This window comes from Cronobacter sp. 153480017-3, from assembly GCF_053627815.1.
This window is the reverse complement of sequence record NZ_JBSEYN010000001.1, coordinates 81,199-102,207: the sequence shown is the minus strand read 5'-3', so window position 1 is coordinate 102,207 and position 21,009 is coordinate 81,199. Positions and strand designations below refer to the sequence as shown.

Below are 21,009 nucleotides of genomic sequence, written 5' to 3'. Positions count from 1 at the left end.
TCGATACCGGTTAGCGCGGGCGGTGCAGGCCCGGATCGATATTGCCGAAATCAAGACCATAGAGATGTCCGTAAGGGATAAAGGATTCCAGCATCAGCGCACGCGTTTCGGGCGGGTGCGGCGTGAGCCAGGCGCGGAGAATGCGACGAATACGTGAGCGCGACGCGTGACGACGTACGGAGATATGCATGATGATCGCCTCCTCGGCGGTGCGCAGGCGTTGTGCTGCCCTGCCAGTAAAGCGCCGGGGAGACGAAAAGGGAAATACGCATTCCGGCAATGTTTTGCCGGTGTGCGGATTAGCCGAAATACTGTTTTTTCAGGATAAGCGCGCCGTCGTTAATCGCTTTATGCACCGCGCGTGCCGCCGCTTCGCCATCGCCCGCCTCAAGCGCTTCCAGCAAATCATCATAATTATGATGACCGCGCACAAAATCATCAGACTGCGGATAGAGATAGTTAAAGCATGGGCCGATGCGCATCCAGAGCTGCTCTATCAGCGACACCAGCGTTGGCATTTCAGCCCAGTTGTAGAGCTGAAAACGAAACGCGCGGTTAGCCTGCAAAGCCTGCTCGACACTGTCGGACATTTTGGCTTCGCGAAATGCGTCACAGAGTTCACGCAGGTGAGCCATACGCGCTGGCGTCATATTTTTCGCCGCCGCTTCCGCCGCCATTCCTTCAAGATTTTTACGGATCTTCGTCACTTCGTCGTAACGCGCCTCGCTGATTTCCGGCACCAGAAACGCCTGTGCCGGGGTCGCGTTGAGCGCACCGGAGGAGACCAGTCGCAGCAGCGCTTCGCGTACCGGCGTGATGCTGATCCCCAGCTGATCGGCGATTTCCTTCGTGACCAGACGGGCACCCGGACGCAGGCTGCCAACGATAAGGGCGTTTTTCAATCTCACTTCCACTTGCATGGTTAAACTCAGGCGTTGCGCTTTTTCCAGATCCAACATGTTTATTTCCTGTCGTAAAAAATTTACTTTGTATTAGCAGGCGCTTAACTAACGTCTCGTCATCCTGACCAGAGGATATATTCTATATCTTTGATAACACGGTTTTTATGGTCAGGAAAACCAAAAATAACCAAAACGTTCACTGACCAGTACGACAACCATTAAGGTATTGACCTAATGAAACGACTGTCCCGTAAGCTTCTCTCACTTTCTGTGGGGCTTTCTTTATTCGCTCCGCTCAGTCAGGCCAGTTCGCTGACGATTGCGCAGCCCACTTCCGCTACTGCCATGGATCCCGGCTTCCTGAAAGAAGCCGCGACCCTGGTGGATAACGTTTTCGATACTCTGGTGCTGCGCGACGCGCAGATGCAACTGAAACCCGGCCTCGCCACCCACTGGGAAGCCATCAACGACACCACATGGCAGTTCGATTTACGTAAGGATGTTAAATTTACCAACGGCGAGCCAGTCAATGCCGCGGCGGTGAAATTCTCCATCGACCGCATTCTCGACCCGGCCAACCACGCCCCCACCATTTCTTATATTCGTACGATTAAATCGGTAGAGGTCACCGGCGACTATCAGGTGCGTATTCACACCAACGGCCCCGATCCGCTCCTGCCCACACGCATGAGTCGTTATCCGGCCTATATCGTGCCGCCTGGTTATGTAAGTAAAGTCGGTGCTGCGGAATTTGCACGAAAACCTGTCGGAAGTGGCGCTTATATCGTCAAAACTTTCATTCCCGATGAGCGTGTTGTGATGGAGGCCAACCCGAACTACTGGCGCGGCAAGCCATCAATCGATGAAGTGACCTGGCGCCCGATCCCGGAAGCGACCGCGCGCATCACCGCGCTGCTGACCGGCGAGGCGCAGCTGGTGGAAGGCGTTCCGGCGGATCTCGCACCGCTGGTGAAAAGCAAACCCGGCGTGAAGCTTGAGCAGGTCAAAGGCGGCGGGCTGACGATTTATCTCGGCATTAAAAACAGCGAGCCGCCGCTAAACGACGTGCGCGTGCGCCAGGCGCTGTCGCTGGCGCTGAACCGCGACGCCTATACGCAGTCGCTGCTGCACGGCTTCGGCACGCCGACCGGCACGCTGGCAGGCCCGAAAGACTACGGCTATAAAGCCATTACCGCGCCGAAACAGGACCGCGAAAAAGCCAAAGCGCTGCTGAAAGAGGCGGGCTACCCGCAGGGCTTTACCGTTAAATTCCAGGCACCGCGCCGTTATATCGCCAGCGCTGACGTAGGCCAGGCCATTGTGGCCGATCTCGCCGCTATCGGCGTAAAAGCGCAGCTCGAAGTGCCGGAGTGGTCGGTCTACACCCAGCAGGTGGCGTCCGGCAAACAGGCACCGCTCTATATGCTGGGCTGGGGCTCCACCCAGACGCTGGACGCCGACGCCGCGCTCTACCCGGTGCTGCACGGGGGCGAGCCGTACTCAACGGTAAGCGATCCGGCACTGGATAAGCTCCTGAACGACAGCCGTGCCACGGTGGATGCCGCGAAACGTAAAGCGCTGCTGGAGCAGATTCAGGAGCGCGTCGCGACCGAACAGCCGCTGATCCCGCTCTACCGCGAAGACGCGATTTACGCCTCCAGTGACAACGTCACGTTTAAAGGCCGTGAAGACGCCCGCGTGTCGTTGTTCGATATGAGGGTGAAATGATCTTCCCTGGCCGTTACGCATCACGTTCACGTCGCCGTCCCCTGCCGGGGGACGGCCTTCTCGGCGGCGCGCTGCTGGCTGTCCTTATCCTGGCAGCGCTGCTCTCTCCCTGGCTGCCGTTACCCGATCCGCTGCAAAGCGATCTCGCGGCGGTCTTTCAGGCTCCTGGCCCGCAGCACTGGCTGGGTGCCGATCAACTGGGCCGCGACGTGCTCTCGCGCATTCTCGCCGGTGCCCGTCTTTCGCTGTTCGTGGTGATTATCGCCGCCCTCATCGCCGCCACCATGGGCACGCTGATGGGCATGGTGGCCGGTTACTTCGGCGGCTGGGTCGATGCGCTCATCATGCGGCTTATCGACATTCAGCTGGCGGTGCCGTTTATTCTGCTGATCCTGCTGGTGATGGCGCTGTTTGGCACCTCGCTTGCTAACATTATTGTGATTATGGGCGTGACCAGCTGGGCGATTTACGCCCGCGTGGCGCGCGCCAGAACGCTGGAAATCCGCGAGCTGGAGTACATTGAAGCCGCGAGAACCATGGGTTTTTCGCACCTGCGTATTATGCTGCGCCATATTTTACCGGCGCTCGCGACGCCGTTGCTGGTGCTGCTGACGTTCGATATTCCGCGTCTCATTGTGCTGGAAGCCTCCGTCGGCTTTCTCGGCATGGGCATCCAGCCGCCGACGCCGACGCTTGGCAATCTTATCGGCGAAGGCCGCGCCTATATGCTGCTTGCGCCGTGGCTGGTGGTCTGGCCCGGCTGCGCCATCGCGATGCTGGTGGTGGGCTGTAATTTGCTCGGCGACTACTGGCTACGCACTACCCAGGCGAGGGTCGAATAATGGCGCGCTATCTGATTTCCCGTTTTTTCCAGGCGCTGCTGGTGATGTTCGGCGTCTCGCTGCTGATATTTTTCAGCCTGCATCTGACAGGCGATCCGGCGGCCGTGATGATGCCGCCGGGTGCCACCACGCAGGAGATTGCCGATTTTCGTCACGCGATGGGCTTTGACAGGCCGCTGCTCACCCAATACGCCGATTACGCGGGACACCTTCTGCGCGGCGATCTGGGGGATTCCCTGCGCTTTGGCCAGCCGGTCTCCGCGCTGATTGCCGAACGTTTGCCCGCCACCGCGCTGCTTGCGCTGACCGCGCTCGCCTGGAGCACGCTCGCGGGCCTGGCGCTCGGGCTGGTGAGCGCGCTGTGGCGCGACACTATCTGGGACCTGCTGGCGCGACTGGTGGCCTTTAGCGGCCAGGCGGTGCCGGTCTTCTGGCTGGGGCTGCTGATGATTTTATTCTTCAGCCTGCAGCTGCGCCTGCTGCCCTCCGGCGGCTACGGCGAGCCGTTGCAGCTCGTCATGCCTGCTGTCTGTCTTGGCGCATACTATATGAGCGCGATGGCGCGTCTGGTGCGTGCCAGCCTGATTGACGTGCTGGACCAGGATTATATCCGCACCGCGCGCGCCAAAGGGCTCAGCGCCTGGCGGGTGCTGGTGCGTCACGGGCTTCGCAACGCGCTAATCCCAGTTGTGACCGTACAGGGCATTTCGCTCGCCGCGCTGCTTGGCGGCGCGCTGGTGACAGAGATTATTTTCGCCTGGCCGGGCATTGGCCGCCTGGCGGTGCAGGCTATTCAGAACCGCGATTTTCCGCTGGTGCAGGGCGTGGTATTGCTCGCCGCACTGACGTTCGTGGTGGTGAACCTGCTGATTGATTTGCTTTACCTGGTACTGAATCCAAGGATACGTTTATGACCGTTCAGCCGCATGCCAGCCTGGATGCGACCCTGGAGCTGCTCTCTTCTCTTACCGCCTGGCAAAGCGTGGCGGATCAGCCGGATGAGCAGCGATCTCTCGCCGCCTGGCTCGAAGCCTGGCTTATCGACGCACTGGACGCCGAGGTGATATTGCCGGTGGCGCAACAGCCCACCGACAGCCCGCCGCTGGTGCATGTCCGCGTGGACATCGGCGCGCCCGACACGCTGGTGCTCTACAACATGTATGACGTCATGCCCGCCGATGCAGAGGGCTGGCAGGTTGATCCGTTCTCCGGCGGCATTCGCCACTGGTCCGATAAAGGCGATGTGTTTATTTCGCGCGGCGCGGAGAACAACAAAGGCCCGCTCGCCGGCATGCTCACCGTCGTGCGCGATCTGTGGGAGAGCGGCAGGCTCACCACCAATCTGGAGATCCTGCTGGAGGGCGAAGAAGAGTGTGGCAGCGGTACGCTCCGGCGCTATCTCGCACGCACACCCTGCCCGGTTTCGCCCGCGCTCGCCGTGCTATTTCCGTCGCTGTGCGAATATGGCGGCGGCGCGCCGCGGCTCTATCTTGGCTTTACCGGCATGACCGCAGGGCGTCTGCGCGTCGCGGGCGGCGACTGGGGCGGCCCGCAGGCCGCCATTCATGCGAGCAACGCGGCGTGGATAGCCAACCCCGCGTGGCGGCTGGTGCAGGCGCTCGCCGCCATCGCGCCTGCCGGGCGCAACGGCGTGCTGGAAACGCTGCCGCTGGATGACGCCGCATTGCGTATCCTTGACGAGCTGGCCCCGCAGTTCAGCATTGCCGATGAACTGACGATGCGCAAAAGCCAGCGGCTGACGATTTCAGGCGATACCCGCGAGGCGCTGGCGTTTTTACTTGGCAGCGCGGTGCTGAACTTAAGTGAGATCCGCACCACGCCGCTACCGGGCCGCGGCATTATTCCCCCACTCGCCTGCGCTGAATTCGCGCTGCGCACGCCGCCGGGCAGTTCTCCGGATATATTGCTCGACGCCATGCGCGCGTCGCTTTCTCATCAGGAGATCGCAGGCGTGGAAATGGTTGTTGATGACAGTTATCCCGGCAGGCGCTTTTCGACTGACGACGCGGGCGTCATGGAACTTCTCAATAGCTATCACCAGCAGCAGACGCGCCCACAGATCTGGCCCTGGGCGCCCGGTTGCGCGCCAGCCTACGCCTTTGCGCCCGTCGCGCCCGCGTTTCTCATCGGCGGGCTCGGCTATGGCGGCAACGCGCACGGCGTGAATGAGTTTGTCACCCTGCGCGGGCTTACGCGCTATACCCGGTCGCTGCGCGACTGGCTGCTCTCATTCTGACGGATTCAGGAGATAACCATGCGATTTCTCACCGGCCAGCAGGTGGCGGCGCTCGGCGGGCTTGACCCGCACGCCGCACTCAGTGACGTCACCGACGCGACGCTGCTGATGGCGGCAGGCGATGCCGTGATGCCCGCCGAAACGCACGTGCCGCTCGATACCGCGCCGGGTAAGGTTTACGCCCTGCCTGCGCGCGTGGGCGGGCGGTTTAACGCCACCGGCGTGAAGTGGACGGCGCACCGCCCGCAGCCGCATGACGCGCTTCCGATGGCGCTGACGGTGACGCTCATCAACCGTGCCGACACCGGCGTGCCGGTGGGGCTGGTGGAGAGCGGCGGCCTGACGGCAGTGCGTACCGCCGCGGTCTCGGCGCTCGCCCTGCGCCACGCCGCGCCGCGCGAGGTGAAACGCGTCCTGTTGCTCGGCGCGGGCGTACAGGCGCGCGCGCATCTGGAGATGCTACGCGCGCACTTTCCGGCGCTCTCGTGTTTAGGGTTGTGGAACCGCACGCCCGCGCGGCTGGAAAGTATGCCCGTTGCGGCGTTGCCGTTCCCGTGTGAAATCTACGGCGATCTTCGTGAGGCGCAGAAACAGCCGTGGGACGCCGTTATCACCTGCACCGGCGCGCAAAAGCCGTTTCTCGGCCCGGAATGGTGCCAGCCGGGGCGGCTTATCATGCAGATTGGCTATCACGAAGTGAGTTTTGCGGCGATTAAACGCGCCACCCAGGTGGTGGTGGACGCCTGGGGGGAGTTTCGCCACACCAGCGCCAAAAGCCTGTTCCAGATGTACCGCGCGGGCGAATTTGCCGATGACGGCTGGTCAGCGGATCTCGCGGCACTGTTAACGGGCGCATGGCGCGCAGCGCCGGACGACTGCGTTTACTTTTCGTCGTTCGGGCTGAACGTGTTTGATATCGCGCTCGCCGCCCGCGTGTTGCAGCGCGCGGCGCAGGAGAATGTCGGCACCGCGCTGCCGCTCTTTGGCGTCGCTTAAGCGCTTTCGCGCAGGCGCAACGCCTGGTGAATATCCGGCGCGCTGTCGATAAGCCGCCGGGTATACGCATGGGCAGGCGTTTGCAGTACCTGACGCGTCGGCCCTTCCTCCACCACGTTCCCGAGATAGAGCACTAAAACGCGATCGCAGAGCTGACGCACCGCCTGGAGATCGTGGCTGATAAAGAGCACCGACAGCCCGAGCTTATCGCGAAGCTCCGCCAGCAGGCGCAGGATCTGGCCTCTCACGGGTAAATCGAGCGCCGCCACCGCTTCATCCGCCACCAGCAGTTCCGGCTCCAGCGCCAGCGCGCGGGCGATGGCGATTCGCTGGCGTTGCCCGCCGGAGAACGCCGCAGGACGCCGCTGCGCCCATTCCGGTTTAAGCCCGACCAGCGTCATCAGTTCGCTCACCCGTTCGGCAATCGCCGCGCCGTGGCGCAGGCCGTGCACCCGCAGCGGCTCGGCGAGCTGATCGCCGACACTCATGCGCGGATCGAGGCTCGCGTAAGGGTCCTGAAAAATCATCTGCGCGCGGCGGCGCACGCGTTTTTGCTCCGTTCGGCTCGCCTGCGCCATATCGACGCCGTCAAAGAAAATCTGGCCGCTGTCGGCCTCGATAAGCCCGATAGCCGCGCGCCCGAGCGTCGTTTTGCCGGAGCCGGATTCGCCGATAAGCCCGACGATTTCACCGCGCGCCACGCTAAAGGTAGTCGGGTGCAGTACACGCTGGCGCTCTGAGGGCATAAACGGCAGCCGTGCGCGGCGTGCAAAGCTTTTCACGATACCTGTCACCTGCAACAGCGGCGTGTCATTATGCGCCACCACACGCGCCGGCGGCTCCTGCGGTGTTGAAGCCGCAATCAGCCGCCGCGTCCAGTCGGCCTGAGGAGAGTTAAAGAGCGGCTCCACCGGTCCCTGCTCGACAATTTCGCCGCCGTTCATCACGCAGGCGCGGTCGGCATAGCGCGCCACCACGCTAAGATCGTGTGTCACCAGCAGCACGCCCATGCCCATCTCCTGCTGGAGATCTTTCAGCAGGCCGAGAATTTGCGCCTGAAGCGTGACGTCCAGCGCGGTGGTCGGCTCATCGGCAATCAGCAGATCCGGTTTGCCGCTGATGGCGCTGGCTATCATCACCCGCTGGCGCATCCCGCCGGAGAGCTGGTGAATATACTGACGCGCCCGTTTTTCCGGCTCGCCGATGCCGACATGGCCCAGCAGCGCCACTGCCTCGCGGGAGGCGGCTTTCCAGCCCAGCCCGCGATGGCGCACCAGCACTTCGGCAATCTGCTCGCCCACTTTCAGCACCGGGTTCATGCTGCTCATCGGCTCCTGGAAAATCATGGCGATGTGACGACCGCGCAGGCCCGCCGGGTATGGCGCATCAGGGAGAATGGGCGTGGTATCGTCAAAGCAGATCTCGCCGCCGCTCTGCCAGACGCCGCGCGGCAAAAGGCCGGTGACGGCAAGGGAAGTGAGCGTTTTGCCACAGCCGGATTCGCCGACCAGCGCCACCATTTCGCGGCGTTCGACGGTCAGACTGACATCACGCAACAGAGTTGCCTGGCGACTTTGCAGGCTAAGATGAGAGAGGGTTAACAGCGGCACAGGCGGCTCCCGACAACAGGCTTTGGTCGAGCATATCGGCAGCCGCCGTGGTTAACAAGTTGTTATTCAGCTGGTTTATGCATCGTCCTGGCCGACGCGGATAACGAGCTTGCCGAAGTTTTTCCCTTCCAGCAGGCCGATAAACGCCTCCGGCGCGTTCTCAAGGCCATCCACAATGTGCTCGCGGTAGTGAATGCGCCCTTCGGAAACCCACTGGCCCATTTCGCGCTGGAACTCTTCGATGCGGTGACCATAATCCTGGTTGATGATAAAGCCCTGCATACGGATGCGTTTTTTCAAAAGCGTGCCCATGAGCAACGGCAGGCGATCCGGGCCAGGCGGCAGGTCGGTGGCGTTATAGCCGGAGACCAGACCGCACAGCGGCACGCGCGCGCCGGTGTTGAGCAGCGGCATCACGGCATCGAAAACTTTCCCGCCGACGTTCTCGTAGTAAACGTCAATGCCCTGCGGGCAGGCGGCGGCGAGTTTATCGGCGAAATCCGCCGCGCGGTGATCGATACACTCGTCAAAGCCCAGGTGTTCCACCGCGTAACGGCACTTCTCTTCACCGCCCGCCACGCCGACCACGCGACAGCCTTTGATTTTGCCTATCTGCCCGACGCTTGCGCCGACCGGGCCGGTCGCGGCGGCGACCACCAGCGTTTCACCCGCTTTCGGCGCGCCGATATCCAGCAGGCCCATATAGGCGGTAAATCCTGGCATGCCCAGCACGCCGAGGAACCACGACGGATGCTCGGGCGATTTTCCAAGCGGCGTCAGCTGTTTTGGATCGCAGATGGCGTAATCCTGCCAGCCGCTGTAGCCGACCACCCAGTCGCCGGGGTGGAAATCCGGATGACTCGATTTTTCCACCACGCCAACGGTGCCGCCGACCATCACTTCACCGATTTGCACCGGCGGCGAATAGGACGGCTCATCGCTCATGCGCCCGCGCATATACGGGTCGAGCGACAAATACACTGTGCGCACCAGCACCTGGCCTTCGCCCGGCTCGGCGATGGAATCTTCCTCAAGGCGAAAATTCTCCGCCACCGGTTTGCCATGCGGACGCGAGGCCAGCACCCAGCGGCGATTACGGGACGATGATTGAGTCATGATGTTCTCCTTCGTTTTCAGGGCATCCAGAAAGCGTAGTGCATTCACATTAACTGGCGACGTTATTCAGACGCACAATCAGATAGACGCACGGCGCGTCGCTCTGGTTAATGAAATGGCATTCATTCGGCGGGCCGAGTTCGAGGCAGTCGCCCTCATGCATCTGGTGGCGGATATTGCCTTCCTGAAACACCAGTTCACCCTGCTGAACCCAGATGAGCTGGCGGGCAAAGGCATAGGCCGAGGCCGGCATCGGGATGTCGCTGCCGGCGGGCAACTCCACCTGAACCATATCCAGCGGCAGATCAGATTTCGGCGAGACGTGGCGGCGCAAATAGTGGCTCTGCGGATCGCGCCAGACCGGCTGATCGGCAAAGCGCAGCAGCCGCCCTTCGTTCATCTCCGCGCGGGCGATAAGCGTGGACATGCTCAGCCCCAGCGCGCCGGAGAGCCTCCCTAACAACATCGCCGTCGGGCTACTTTCGCCGCGCTCAATTTTGTGGATCATGGCGCGGGAAACCCCGGCGCACTCGGCGAGTTCGCTCAGCGACCAGCCGCGGGTTTCGCGCTCGACGCGAATGCGTTCACCAATCCGTTGATTTAATGTGTCGATTATATTATTCATAACGTAACATTATAGTGAACGACTGCCGGGGTTCAACCATGCTGATTCGCCATGCCACTGCGGACGACTGCGCCGCTATCGCTGAGATTTATAACTATGCGGTGTTACACACCGCCGCCATCTGGAATGACGCCACGGTCGATACCGAAAACCGCCTCGCCTGGTTTTATCAGCGCGGCAACGCGGGGTATCCGGTACTGGTGGCGGTGGAAGGCGAACTGGTCGTCGGTTACGCCTCGTTCGGCGACTGGCGCGCCTTTGACGGCTTTCGCCATACCGTTGAGCACTCGGTCTATGTGCACCCGGAGCACCACGGCAAAGGCATCGGCAAAGCGCTGATGACGCGACTCATCGTCGAGGCGCGGGCTATCGGCAAGCATGTGATGGTGGCGGGCATCGAATCGCGCAACGCCGCCTCCATCGCGCTGCATGAAAAGCTCGGCTTTACCCTCACCGCGCAGATGCCGCAGGTAGGCACCAAATTTGGTCGCTGGCTGGATCTGACGTTTATGCAATTGCAGCTTGATAATCGCACCGAACCGGACGCCATTGGATGAACTCGTCATTAAGCCTGCTGTTTCTGGCCGCCGCCGGGGCGGGACTCGTGGTACAGAATATGCTGATGGTGCGGATCACGCAGTCGGCCTCCACGATCCTCATCGCCATGCTGCTCAATTCACTGGTAGGGATTGTGCTGTTCTGCGCCATTCTACTGCTGCGTAACGGCACGGCAGGGTTCAGCGAGCTTATCGCCACCGTACGCTGGTGGACGCTGCTGCCGGGGCTGCTCGGGTCGTTTTTCGTCTTCGCGAGCATTAACGGCTATCAGCATCTTGGTGCGGCCACGACGATTGCCGTGCTGGTCGCAAGCCAGCTGATTGGCGGGTTACTGTTTGATATTGCGCGCACCAGCGGCCTGACGCTGCGTATGCTAGCCGGGCCGGTGGCGGGCGCGGTGCTGCTGGTGATTGGCGCCTGGCTGGTCGCCAGGCGCACGTTCTGAAGGTTACGCTTTCGGTTTCTGCCCGCTGCGGCGCGCGCTGACGGTCGCCAGCGCCGCCCAGTCGAGTTGCTCATCACCGTGCGCCAGCGCGTCAAGGTAGTTATCGCGAAGCACCCCTGCAATTCCCATCGGTACGTTTTTACTCTCGGCCGCCTGCTGCGCGAGACGCACATCTTTAAGCCCCAGCTTCATGGTGAACCCTGCGGGCGTATAACGGTCTTCGGCAATCATCGCGCCATAGTTTTTATACGCAGGCGCGGAAAACAGCGTGCTGGTCAGCATACCGAGAAAATCGCCTTTGCCAACGTTATAGGCCTCGACCAGCGCCGACGCCTCGCCCATGGTCTCAATGGCGCTCGCCAGCATAAAGTTTGCCGCCAGTTTCACCGCCGCGGCCTGCGCCGGGTTGTCGCCGAAGGTCCAGGTTTTCTGGCCCAGCACGTCGAAAATCGGCTGCGCTTTCGCAAGCCACTGCGGCTCGCCCGCCGCGAGAATATTCAGATTGCCTGCGGCGGCAACATCCACGCGCCCGAGCACCGGGGCGGCGAGATAGCCGATGTTCCGCTGGCGGGTCAGCGCGTCCATCGCTTCAGTCAACGCCACGGAAACCGTCGCCATGTTGATCCACAGCGCCCCCGGCGCGAGCGACGCCAGCGCGCCCTGCTCCACCACGACGTTTTCTGTGACTGCGTCATCCGCCAGAATGGTGATGAGCACATCAGCGCCGTGAATATCTTTCGGGCTTGCCGCTACCTGCGCGCCGGATGCGCGCAATGCCTCTGCGGGCGCAGGCGAGCGGTTCCAGACCGTCACCGTAAAGCCCGCTTTAACCAGATTTTCCGCCATCGGCTGGCCCATGCCGCCAAGACCGAGAAAAGCAATATGCATGAGAATTCCTTATAAATTATAAAATGGTGCCGCCGCGGGTCAGCTCCGCCAGGCGTTCCGCCGCCTCGCGCTCGCGATCTTCTTTATGCTGACGGCCATGATGGGCAATCGCGGTGCGCAACTGCTGCTGCAGATCGTAACGCTCCTCACGGCTGAGTTGCGCGTCATCGCTGAGCGCAATCAGCAGTTCATTCATCGGCGCGATAACGTGTTGTTCAATCACCGCGTCAACGCGGCGCTGCATGTCATCACGATGTGACATAAAACCTCCTTAAACGCATCGCCGCGGCAGGGGCCGCGGCGCAGTGCTTAGTTGATTTTCGCTTTCGAGAAGTCGCTGCCCATCAGGCTTACGCTGTATCCCGTCACGTTACTGCGGGTCGCGTAGAAGGTGCGGCCATTGGCGAGCGGCACCCACGGTGCCTGCTGGTAGAAGATCTCCTGCGCCTGTACATACAGTTTAGCGCGTTCCGCAGTCGTGCTGACGCGCTTCGCCTGATCGATAAGCGCAGTGTATTTCTTATCGCACCAGCGCGCGGCGTTCGAGCCGCTCTGGATGCTGTCGCAGCTCAGCAGGACATCGGCAAAGTTATCCGGGTCGCCGTTGTCTGACATCCAGCCATACAGCGCGGTGTCGTGCTCGCCTTTACGAATGCCGGAGAGGTATTCACCCCACTCATAGCTGACGATTTTCGCCTTCACGCCCACTTTCGCCCAGTCGCTCTGGATCATCTCGGCGATGCGACGCGAGTTCGGGTTATACGGGCGCTGCACCGGCATCGACCACAGCGTCGCTTCAAAGCCCTTCTCCAGCCCCGCCTGTTTCAGCAGCGCTTTCGCTTTTTCGGGATCGTAATCGTAGGTTTTCAGGTCCTTATCATAACCGAGCATATTCGGCGGGATCGGCGATTTCGCCACCGAACCGCTGCCCATAAAGACCGCGTTGATGATCGATTTTTTATCGACGGCGTAGTTCAGCGCCTGGCGCACCAGCACGTTATCGAACGGTTTTTTCTCGGTGTTAAACGCGAGATAACCAACGTTCAGCGCCTCAACGCTGTGCAGCGTCAGGTTTTTATCAGCTTTAATCGCTTCGAACTGTACCGGGCTGGGGGCCGGAATAATCTGGCACTCGTTCGTCTTAAGCTTGGCGAGGCGCGTCTCGACGTTCGGAGTAATGGAGAAAATTAAATGCTTAGTCGGCACTTCGCCATCCCAGTAGTTCGGGTTGGCGATATAGCGGATAAGCGAATCGACTTTGTACTGCTGCAGCGCGTACGGACCGGTGCCGATGGGCCAGTTATCGACGTTTTCCGGCGTGCCTTTTTTCATCATCGCATCAGCGTATTCCGCTGAAAGAATAGAGGCGAAATCCATTCCCCAGTCGGCCAGGAACGCGGCATTCGGCTCGCTCAGGGTGAACTGGACGTGGTAATCGTCGAGCTTTTTCACCTCTGTGATGAGCTTATCAAGCCCCACATCCTGGAAATATTCGTAGTTGCCCTGTGACACCTTGTGGTACGGATGATTCGGGTCTTTCTGGCGCATCACCGAGAAGATAACGTCGTCGGCGTTAAAATCGCGCGTCGGTTTGAAGAATTTATTGCTGTTAAATTTCACGCCCTGACGCAGCGTGAATGTCCAGGTTTTGCCGTCCGGGCTCACCTTCCACTCGGTCGCCAGCGACGGCACCGGCGTATTGGTTTTCGGATCGAAATTCACCAAGCGGTTATAGAGCACCTGAGAGCTTGCCACAAAGCTCGGCCCTGAACTCGCGATCTGCGGGTTGAAGGACTCGGGTGATGCCTCAGAGCAGTAAATCAGGGTATCGCTGTTCGCCGCGATCGCGCTTGCCGGTAACAGGGCGCTTAACAGCAGCCCGATCAATGTTTTTCCTGTCTTCATCTTGCGCCTTTTATTTTACTTTTCAGGAGGAAAGCCATCTCATCACAGCACGCTCTGAGTGGCAAATAACAAAAAACTGTAGCTTTATGCCTTTCCGGCATTTTTCGCCTGAATATCAGTCAATTTCAGATAAAAATGATTTACGCTCCGGTTAAGTCGCGTTAACACCGCGAATTTTTGCTTAAGTCAAGAAAATTCCTAAGATTCAATGACCCGAGAATTTACGCTTTTTCGCGTTTCTTTCGCCCTTTGCTTGACCGGTCTATCGTTCAAAGTAGAGCCGTGAAAAAGTTTTCCCAGCAGAGAGAATGACGTGGCAAAAATTTTATTGCGCAGTGGCGACCTTGACGACTTCCAGTCGGTCGGCGAAAACGGTCAGGCGGTTTTCGAGTCGGCACTGCAAATCCGTGAAACGCTTCGCCTGCGCAAACAGCCGCTGGTGGAGTTGCTTGCTATCCCTCAGCTTAATGAAGAGGGCGACCGCGTGGACTGGTATTCGCCGGTCAGCGGCAAAGTCATGGGCTGGGCGTCCGCCAGCCGCGAGGAGCGCGAGCGCGCCCTGCGCTTTCTGGAAAGCGCGCTCTCCAGCGCCCGCGCGCTGAGCAAGCGCTGCCTGGAATCGGAAAAGACCGCCCAGCAACTTTTTGGTGCGCTGCTTGCCAAAGCCGTGCAGTTCCCCGGCGCGAATTTCCTCTATCTGGTGGACGGCAAACCGGTTATCACCTTCTGGGGCTTCGTGAATTTGAACCAGGGCGCGCGCGATGACGTGCTGGAATGTCTGCGTGAAGCCGAGCCCATTGAGCCGGAAATCATCATGACGCCGCAGGAAGAGCCGGAGCCGGAACCCACGCCGTTGATGATGACCGAGCCGGACGCGCCGCTGCTGGCAACGCCGCCTGTCTCGCCTGCGCCCGTAGCGCCAGCGCCTGCCGCCCCCGTACACGCGTCTGCCGCCGCGCTGGCGGCCTATGCCGCTGAAGCTGAGGCGACCACACCACCTGAAGAGACCGCGCCAGCCCCGGTAAAAGCGCCAACGCCAGCCCGCCGCTCGCGCGTACCGCTCTGGACATGGCCGCTTGCCGCCGCCGTCGTGATGGGGGCCGTGGCCGCACCTGTGACCTGGTATCTGTTGCAGCAGAAAGAAACCGCCGCGCCAACCGTTTCGGTCGCGCAGATCAAAGCGCAGGAAATCGCGCCCGCGCCGGTGAAATCGGTCGACGCGCCTGCTGCTCCGGCGGCACCTGTCGTTCCGGTGGCACCGACAACCTCCCTGCCGCTGGCTGAAGCGAAAGTCACTCCGCCTGCGCCGGTTGTGGAAGAGAAGCCTGTCGCTGCACCCGCGCCGGTTGATAAAAACGCACTGGTCATGGACGCCAACCAGGTAAAAGCCGGGACCACCCGCTTCCTGAACGGCACCTGGCGGCTCAGCATCGGCAGCCCGGACCCGATCACCGGTAAAGCCACTTCGATGCGTGTTGAGATGAAAAACAACAAAGGCACCGCCCGTGTGACGCTTGGCGATAACGTCGTCTGCAAAGCCGAGCTGTTCTCGGGCCTGCACCAGACCGGCGAGCTGATGATCAAGACGCGCGGTAAAGCCCGCTGCAGCGACGGCTCCCGCTACCCGATGCCGGAAGTGGCCTGTAAAGCTGGCCCGAACGATGTTGCCGAATGTACCGGTCGCTATGATGAAAAGACCGTGCTGCCCCTGACCATGAAGAAAGTGAGCGCCTGATTTATGCTGGCAAACCTGTGTGATTACAAACAGAGCGTCACCCTGATTGAAAACAGCGGGGTGCAATTTCTTGATTTTGGCCTGACGCCCGTTGAAGCGCCTCACGACGGGCGCTTTGTGCGCAAAACGGCCAACGGGCCGCTGCTGCGCCTCGATTACGATATCACCTCCGGCAAATTCACCCTGCCCGCCCGCCACGGCGGCCAGCCAGAAGTGGTGAAACCGGAAAGCAGCGTCGCGCTGAGCCAGTCGCTCGCCATTCTGGATGGCGTCTGGCTGCCGCTGCCGGTGCTGCGTTTTAACCCACCGCGTACCTTTGTGCAGGGCCCGGACAACTGGGCGCGCGTGCAGATCCGCAAACTCAGCGAGCCGGACGGCGCAGGCAACACGCACCGCGTGACGCTGGCGTTCGACACGCAAATTCAGGCCGATGAAGGCGCGACCTTCCAGCTCGCACCCGTCGAAAATGACGTGCGCAACGGCACGCGTTTCGCGCTTGCCTGGCGCGACGACGAAGTGGCTGATTTCCTTGACCAGACCTGGGTTGACGGCTGGCTGCGTGAAGCCTTCACCCAGTTTGTCGGCGCGAATGAAGGCCGCAGCGAGCAGGAGATCCAGCGCGCGCTGAAAGTGTTTGAATATCAGGCTCACTGGCTCAACCTGATGTCGCTCCTCGGCAACCAGCTCAATGTGCCTGAGCTGAAAATCGTGACCGGCACGCTGAGCTCGCAGCCGGTGGCGGTGGATCTCATCCTGGATGTCGGCAACACCCACACCTGCGGCGTGATTATTGAAGATCACGCTGAAGCGAATGACGGCCTGCGCCAGACGATGGAACTGCAGGTACGATCGCTTAGCGAGCCGCAGTTTATGAATGCGCTGATGTTCACCAGCCGTCTGGCCTTCGCCGAGGCGCGCTTTGGCAAACAGCATTTTTCGGTGGAGAGCGGGCGCGACGAGGCGTTCGTCTGGCCTTCTATCGTGCGTGTCGGTGACGAAGCGCGCAAACTCGCGATGCAGCGTCTTGGCACCGAGGGCAACAGCGGTATTTCCAGCCCGCGCCGCTATCTGTGGGATGAAACCCCGGCGGCACAGGAATGGCGCTTTAACCTGATGACGCCGAAAACCCAGCGCGAGCCGCTGGCGACCGCGGGCCCGCTGATGAACCTGATGAACGACGACGGCGAGCCGCTCTGGCAGCTGCCGCCGGAAGAGCGTCTGCCGGTTTTTTCGCCGCAATACAGCCGCAGCTCTCTGATGACGCACATGTTGTGCGAGCTGCTCGCCCAGGCGGTCTGCCAGATTAACAGCGTTGCCAGCCGTCTGCGCATGGGCAACGCCAGTTCGCCGCGCCAGTTGCGCCAGCTGATTCTGACGCTCCCTTCGGCGATGCCGAAACAGGAGCGCGAGATTTTTCGCCGCCGCATGCAGGAGGCCATCGCGCTGGTCTGGAAAGCGCTGGGCTGGCACCCGCACGATGACGATTTCAGCGCCGATAAAGGTCAGCGCAAGAGCCGCGTGCCGGTGCCAGAGATCCAGATGGAGTGGGATGAAGCGAGCTGCGGCCAGCTGGTGTGGCTTTATAACGAAGCGATGGTGCATTTCGCCGGGCAGACCGAGCGCTTTTTCGCAAGCCTCGCCCGCCCGGACCGCGAAACGCCGCCAGGCGCGACGCCGGGCCGTCAGCTGCGCGTCGCCTCGATTGATATCGGCGGCGGCACGACGGATATGGCAATCGCCGAATATCAGCTTGATGACGGCGTTGGCAGCAATGTGAAAATCAGCCCGACGCTGCTGTTCCGCGAAGGCTTTAAAGTGGCGGGCGATGACATTCTGCTGGATGTCATTCAGCGCTGCGTACTGCCTGCGCTTCAGGAACATCTGCAAAAAGCGGGCGTGGCTGACGCTGCGACGCTGATGTCCACGCTGTTCGGCGATTCCGGGCGTATGGACACGCAGGCGATTCTGCGCCAGCAGACCGCGCTGCAGCTCTTTATGCCACTCGGCCACGCCATTCTCTCGGCGTGGGAAAACAGCGACCCGACTGACACCCAAAGCGGCCTCTACACCACGTTCGGCGAACTGCTGAAACAGCCGCCGACCCGCAACGTGCATAACTATCTCCACCAGGCGATTGAGCATGCGCTGCCCGCTGGCAGCCCGGCTTTTAACGTGCTGGACGTACCGCTGCAGGTGAGCTTCAGCGAGCTTGAAGAAGCGCTGCATAGCGGAAAGTTCAGCATCTGCGCGCCCATTCAGGCGCTGTGCGAAGCTATCTCTTACTACTGCTGTGACGTGCTGCTTATCACTGGTCGTCCGGGCTGCCTGCCGGGCCTGCAGTCGCTGATCCGTCTGCTGCAGCCGGTGCCGGTCAGCCGTATGGTCTGGCTCGATAACTATGAAGTGCATGAATGGTATCCTTTCAGTCAGCACCGCCGCGTGGGCAATCCAAAATCCACCGCCGCCGTAGGCGCGATGCTCTGCAGCCTGGCGCTGGATCTGCGCCTGCCGCGCTTTAACTTTAAAGCGGCGGATATTGGCGCGTATTCCACCGTGCGTTACCTGGGCGTGCTGGATAATGTCGTCAACACGCTGCGCGACGAAAACGTCTGGTATCGCGATATCGATCTTGACGCGCCGGGCGCGAAGCTTGACGCCCGCTTACACTTCCCGCTGCGCGGCAATGTGACGCTCGGCTTCCGCCAGCTCGATAACGCCCGCTGGCCCGCCACGCCGCTCTATACGCTCTCGGTCAACTCACCAGAGCTCGCAAAAGCCATTGCCGGCGACGGCGTACTGAACGTGCGTCTGCAACTGACCGGTGGCAGCAAGCATGAAGCACCGGAAGGCTTTATGCTCAGCGAAGCCTGGCTCTCAGACGGCACCCGCGTGCCGCCGGAGCAGGTCACTTTTAAACTGAATACGCTGGCTGACCGTCGCAGTTCCGGCAGCCATTACTGGATCGACAGCGGGAGCGTTTATCTGAAATGACAGTCTCTACCCTCATTAACCAGACACTCACTACGCCTGTCGCCCTGACCCGGTGGGTCGAAACCACCCGCGCGCACGCGCCGCTGCTGGATGAGGACGCAGGCCCGTTGCTGGCGCGTCTGAACGCGCTGCGCGCCAGCGCACAGACGCTTAACGCGCTCGCCAGTGAGCCGCGCACGCTCGGCCTTTATGGTCATTCCCAGGCGGGCAAAGCGCACCTGCTGGCGACGCTTGCCAACGGTTCGCAGGGCCAGGTGTCCGTGGCACCTGGCGATAAGCACCTCGACTGGCTGACCCATATCAACCCCGGTCACAGCGCGACCGCGATGGCGGTGCGCTTTACCCGCACGCCGCCAACGCTTCCGGAGGAGTTTCCGCTGCGCCTGCGCCTTTTCAGCGAAGCGGAACTGGTGCAGATTTTCCTCGCGCACTACCAGACCAGCGGTCAGTCGCGCGCCGTCAGCGAAGAGGAACTGCGCCAGCGTTTAGCCCAGTTGCAAAGCCTCGGCCAGCCGCAGAGCCACCCGGCCATCAGCGCGCCAGACGTCATGACGCTCGCCGCCCGCTGGCGTGAACTGACACCCGCGCGCCAGCGCACGCTGAGCGACGACGCGTGGCATCAGCTCGCAGAGCTGCTGCCGGCGCTGAATCTCCCAGAACGCGTGCGGCTGTACGCGCTGCTGTGGGGCGATATCGCAGAGCTGACGCAGCAGTTCATCAACCTTTCCGAAGGCCTGTTGCTGCTCGGCCATGCCCGCGAAGTGGCCGCGCCGCTGAGCCTGCTCGTCGATAACTTTTCGCTCCCGGTGGAAGGCTTTCTGCTCCCTGCGGGCTCCGGTGAAGACGCGCTGCCGGATGAGGTCCTGGTACGCGCCCTCGAACAGCAGCAATTACAGGGTATGGTCAGCCTCCCGCTTACGACGCTGACGCTGCTGTGCGCCGAACTGACGTTGCCGCTCGCTACACCTTCTGTACCGGAAGGCGTCGATTTGCTGGATATTCCCGGCGCGACGTTTGACCAGAACGACAGCCTGAACGCCAGTAAGATCGCGTTTCTGCTCGACTATTATCGTCAGCACCAGCAGCCGGACGTGCTGATGGTGTGTAACGCCGTACAGCGCCGTGCTGATATCGCGCCGGTCGCGCGCGCGCTGCTGCGCTGGGTGAACACCTCGCAACCGGCCTCTCCGGACGCGCTGCCGGGGCTCGTGTGGGCCATTACGCCGCATGACGCCCGCTTCCTTGACGGCCAGCATCTTGACGAAGGCGTTCAGCGCTTACTCGGCAAGCCGGGCCACACCTGGGGTACATTGCAGGCGCTCGACGGGCGTAACCTGCAACGTCTGACCGAATGGCTCTCGCAGGCGCTGAGCCAGAGCAGCCGCGAGCGTCGTCTTGCGTTACTCATCGAGCAGGCACAGGAGCAGCCCGCGCTGCTGTTCAGCCGTTATCTGGCCCCGCTGACCAATGACGCGGCGACGCTTCGCGCCACGGCGGAAAACGGCGTACGCACGTTGCAGCGCCAGGCCGCGCGCCACGGCGATCTGCTCCAGGCGCTGCTGCCTGACCCGGCCGCATTGCAGGCGCTGTGTGAAACCGAAGAGCGCCACGAAGAGACGCCACAGGGGCTGTTCAGCGCCGAGATCGATCTTTTCGGCGAATCCACTTCCGTGCGTCCGGTTGATACCGCCTCCGGCGCGTCGCTCGCCCGTCGCGCACATCGCCTGTGGGTGAACCACGTTCGCCAGTGGATGCAGAGCGAGGAACACGCCGCACAGCTCGGCATTGACGTCGCGACGCTGCACTGGCTCGGCGATACGCTGATTATCGCGAGCTATAGGCTGCATCTCGCGGCGCGTCTGGAAACGCTGGCGGCGCATGAAGGGCTTTCCGGGGCACAATTACGCGCTGAGCTTGGCAACTTCGTAAGCTGGCTGGGCTTTGAGCGTGTGCCGCAGGCCGAGCGCCCGGCGAGCCGCGTTAATCCGAACGAGCGCCTGTTCGCCTCTGCCGTTGCGCAGGATAAGCGTCTGACGCGGCTTGGCGAAAAACCGGTTCATGCCGCCACGCGTTATGTCTACGACTGGCTGGTCGCGCTTTACACCCGCGCGATTGAAAATATCGGCTACGAACATCCGCTCGATATCAAACCCGCCGACCGTCAGGCGCTGGCGAAAATCATCGGCCTGCGTTAACGCCTCCCGCCGGTGCACCCGCACCGGCGTTTCTATCCTGCGATTCTCTGTTGCACTGTGCTAAACGCGCTGCACACTTTTAATAAGTTGTACCCGAAACGCTGTTCGTTTCTGCGACGCTTTCGCGCTCTGTTTTACTGTTTATTTGTACAGGCATATTGCCGCTACAAACGGGCGCAGGCAAACCGGCGTTACAATTTTGCGAGACATCTTCCG

Annotated in this window: 18 protein-coding genes; 10 read left to right on the top strand and 8 right to left on the bottom strand. The window is 61.3% G+C overall.

The annotated features are described in order from the left end of the window. Positions 1-10: 10 nt before the first annotated feature. Both ACUW6V_RS00455 and ACUW6V_RS00450 read right to left on the bottom strand, forming a co-directional pair. On the bottom strand, positions 11-190 hold the full coding sequence (locus ACUW6V_RS00455) for a hypothetical protein (protein ID WP_004387071.1): 180 nt from the start codon (positions 188-190) through the stop codon (positions 11-13). A 109-nt stretch (positions 191-299) separates the two neighbouring features. Next, positions 300-959, bottom strand: coding sequence for a GntR family transcriptional regulator (locus ACUW6V_RS00450; protein WP_012124825.1), 660 nt, complete (start codon positions 957-959; stop codon positions 300-302). A 177-nt stretch (positions 960-1,136) separates the two neighbouring features. Here ACUW6V_RS00450 and ACUW6V_RS00445 point away from each other — a divergent pair, with 177 nt between their 5' ends. Genes ACUW6V_RS00445 through ACUW6V_RS00425 form a run of 5 tightly spaced genes read left to right on the top strand, consistent with a single transcriptional unit; the run spans position 1,137 to position 6,725 of the window. Continuing rightward, positions 1,137-2,630, top strand: a complete 1,494-nt coding sequence (locus tag ACUW6V_RS00445; protein ID WP_454037846.1) for an ABC transporter substrate-binding protein — start codon at positions 1,137-1,139, stop codon at positions 2,628-2,630. Then, positions 2,627-3,472 carry an ABC transporter permease gene (locus ACUW6V_RS00440; protein ID WP_454037845.1) on the top strand — a complete coding sequence of 282 codons (846 nt, stop codon included), beginning with the start codon at positions 2,627-2,629 and terminating at the stop codon, positions 3,470-3,472. Before ACUW6V_RS00445 ends, ACUW6V_RS00440 begins: the two co-directional genes overlap by 4 nt. Continuing rightward, positions 3,472-4,386 carry an ABC transporter permease gene (locus tag ACUW6V_RS00435; RefSeq protein ID WP_007888796.1) on the top strand — a complete coding sequence of 305 codons (915 nt, stop codon included), beginning with the start codon at positions 3,472-3,474 and terminating at the stop codon, positions 4,384-4,386. Before ACUW6V_RS00440 ends, ACUW6V_RS00435 begins: the two co-directional genes overlap by 1 nt. After that, on the top strand, positions 4,383-5,729 hold the full coding sequence (locus ACUW6V_RS00430) for a M20 family metallopeptidase (RefSeq protein WP_454037844.1): 1,347 nt from the start codon (positions 4,383-4,385) through the stop codon (positions 5,727-5,729). Before ACUW6V_RS00435 ends, ACUW6V_RS00430 begins: the two co-directional genes overlap by 4 nt. An 18-nt stretch (positions 5,730-5,747) precedes the next feature. Continuing rightward, entirely contained in the window at positions 5,748-6,725 is a 978-nt protein-coding gene (locus tag ACUW6V_RS00425; RefSeq protein WP_454037843.1) for an ornithine cyclodeaminase family protein, read from the top strand. On the opposite strand, the gene ACUW6V_RS00420 is transcribed toward ACUW6V_RS00425, so the two are convergent. From ACUW6V_RS00420 to ACUW6V_RS00410, 3 genes are all read right to left on the bottom strand, one after another. Continuing rightward, the gene (locus ACUW6V_RS00420) at positions 6,722-8,335 is read right to left on the bottom strand and encodes a dipeptide ABC transporter ATP-binding protein (RefSeq protein WP_171964610.1); all 1,614 of its coding nucleotides are present in this window, start codon (positions 8,333-8,335) and stop codon (positions 6,722-6,724) included. The two genes, ACUW6V_RS00425 and ACUW6V_RS00420, sit on opposite strands and share 4 nt — an antisense overlap. Before the next feature lie 75 nt (positions 8,336-8,410). Continuing rightward, positions 8,411-9,451, bottom strand: coding sequence for an NADP-dependent oxidoreductase (locus tag ACUW6V_RS00415; protein ID WP_004387850.1), 1,041 nt, complete (start codon positions 9,449-9,451; stop codon positions 8,411-8,413). Between the two features lie 49 nt (positions 9,452-9,500). Further along, on the bottom strand, positions 9,501-10,076 hold the full coding sequence (locus ACUW6V_RS00410; protein ID WP_454037842.1) for a helix-turn-helix domain-containing protein: 576 nt from the start codon (positions 10,074-10,076) through the stop codon (positions 9,501-9,503). A gap of 38 nt (positions 10,077-10,114) precedes the next feature. On the opposite strand from ACUW6V_RS00410, the gene ACUW6V_RS00405 reads away from it, so the two are divergent. Beyond that, on the top strand, positions 10,115-10,633 hold the full coding sequence (locus tag ACUW6V_RS00405; RefSeq protein ID WP_007888804.1) for a GNAT family N-acetyltransferase: 519 nt from the start codon (positions 10,115-10,117) through the stop codon (positions 10,631-10,633). Further along, positions 10,630-11,079 carry a DMT family transporter gene (locus ACUW6V_RS00400; RefSeq protein ID WP_097570543.1) on the top strand — a complete coding sequence of 150 codons (450 nt, stop codon included), beginning with the start codon at positions 10,630-10,632 and terminating at the stop codon, positions 11,077-11,079. The genes ACUW6V_RS00405 and ACUW6V_RS00400 overlap by 4 nt, the downstream gene beginning before the upstream one ends. Before the next feature lie 3 nt (positions 11,080-11,082). Here the strand turns inward: ACUW6V_RS00400 and ACUW6V_RS00395 are convergent, their stop codons facing one another. From ACUW6V_RS00395 to ACUW6V_RS00385, 3 genes are read right to left on the bottom strand one after another with little or no spacing between them, the layout of a single operon-like run. Next, a complete protein-coding gene (locus tag ACUW6V_RS00395; protein ID WP_007888806.1) occupies positions 11,083-11,967 on the bottom strand; it encodes an NAD(P)-dependent oxidoreductase in 885 nt (294 codons plus the stop codon). A 16-nt stretch (positions 11,968-11,983) separates the two neighbouring features. Then, entirely contained in the window at positions 11,984-12,229 is a 246-nt protein-coding gene (locus ACUW6V_RS00390; RefSeq protein WP_007793270.1) for a DUF2526 family protein, read from the bottom strand. A gap of 47 nt (positions 12,230-12,276) precedes the next feature. After that, on the bottom strand, positions 12,277-13,872 hold the full coding sequence (locus ACUW6V_RS00385) for an ABC transporter substrate-binding protein (RefSeq protein WP_454037841.1): 1,596 nt from the start codon (positions 13,870-13,872) through the stop codon (positions 12,277-12,279). 313 nt (positions 13,873-14,185) lie between these two features. Between ACUW6V_RS00385 and ACUW6V_RS00380 the strand changes: the two genes are divergently transcribed. Genes ACUW6V_RS00380 through ACUW6V_RS00370 form a run of 3 tightly spaced genes read left to right on the top strand, consistent with a single transcriptional unit; the run spans position 14,186 to position 20,793 of the window. Continuing rightward, positions 14,186-15,607 carry an SrfA family protein gene (locus tag ACUW6V_RS00380; RefSeq protein ID WP_012124838.1) on the top strand — a complete coding sequence of 474 codons (1,422 nt, stop codon included), beginning with the start codon at positions 14,186-14,188 and terminating at the stop codon, positions 15,605-15,607. Between the two features lie 3 nt (positions 15,608-15,610). After that, positions 15,611-18,598: a virulence factor SrfB gene (locus ACUW6V_RS00375; protein WP_454037840.1), complete on the top strand. Its 2,988-nt coding sequence runs from the start codon at positions 15,611-15,613 to the stop codon at positions 18,596-18,598. Continuing rightward, positions 18,595-20,793 carry a virulence factor SrfC family protein gene (locus ACUW6V_RS00370; RefSeq protein ID WP_454037839.1) on the top strand — a complete coding sequence of 733 codons (2,199 nt, stop codon included), beginning with the start codon at positions 18,595-18,597 and terminating at the stop codon, positions 20,791-20,793. The genes ACUW6V_RS00375 and ACUW6V_RS00370 overlap by 4 nt, the downstream gene beginning before the upstream one ends. Positions 20,794-21,009: the final 216 nt, after the last annotated feature.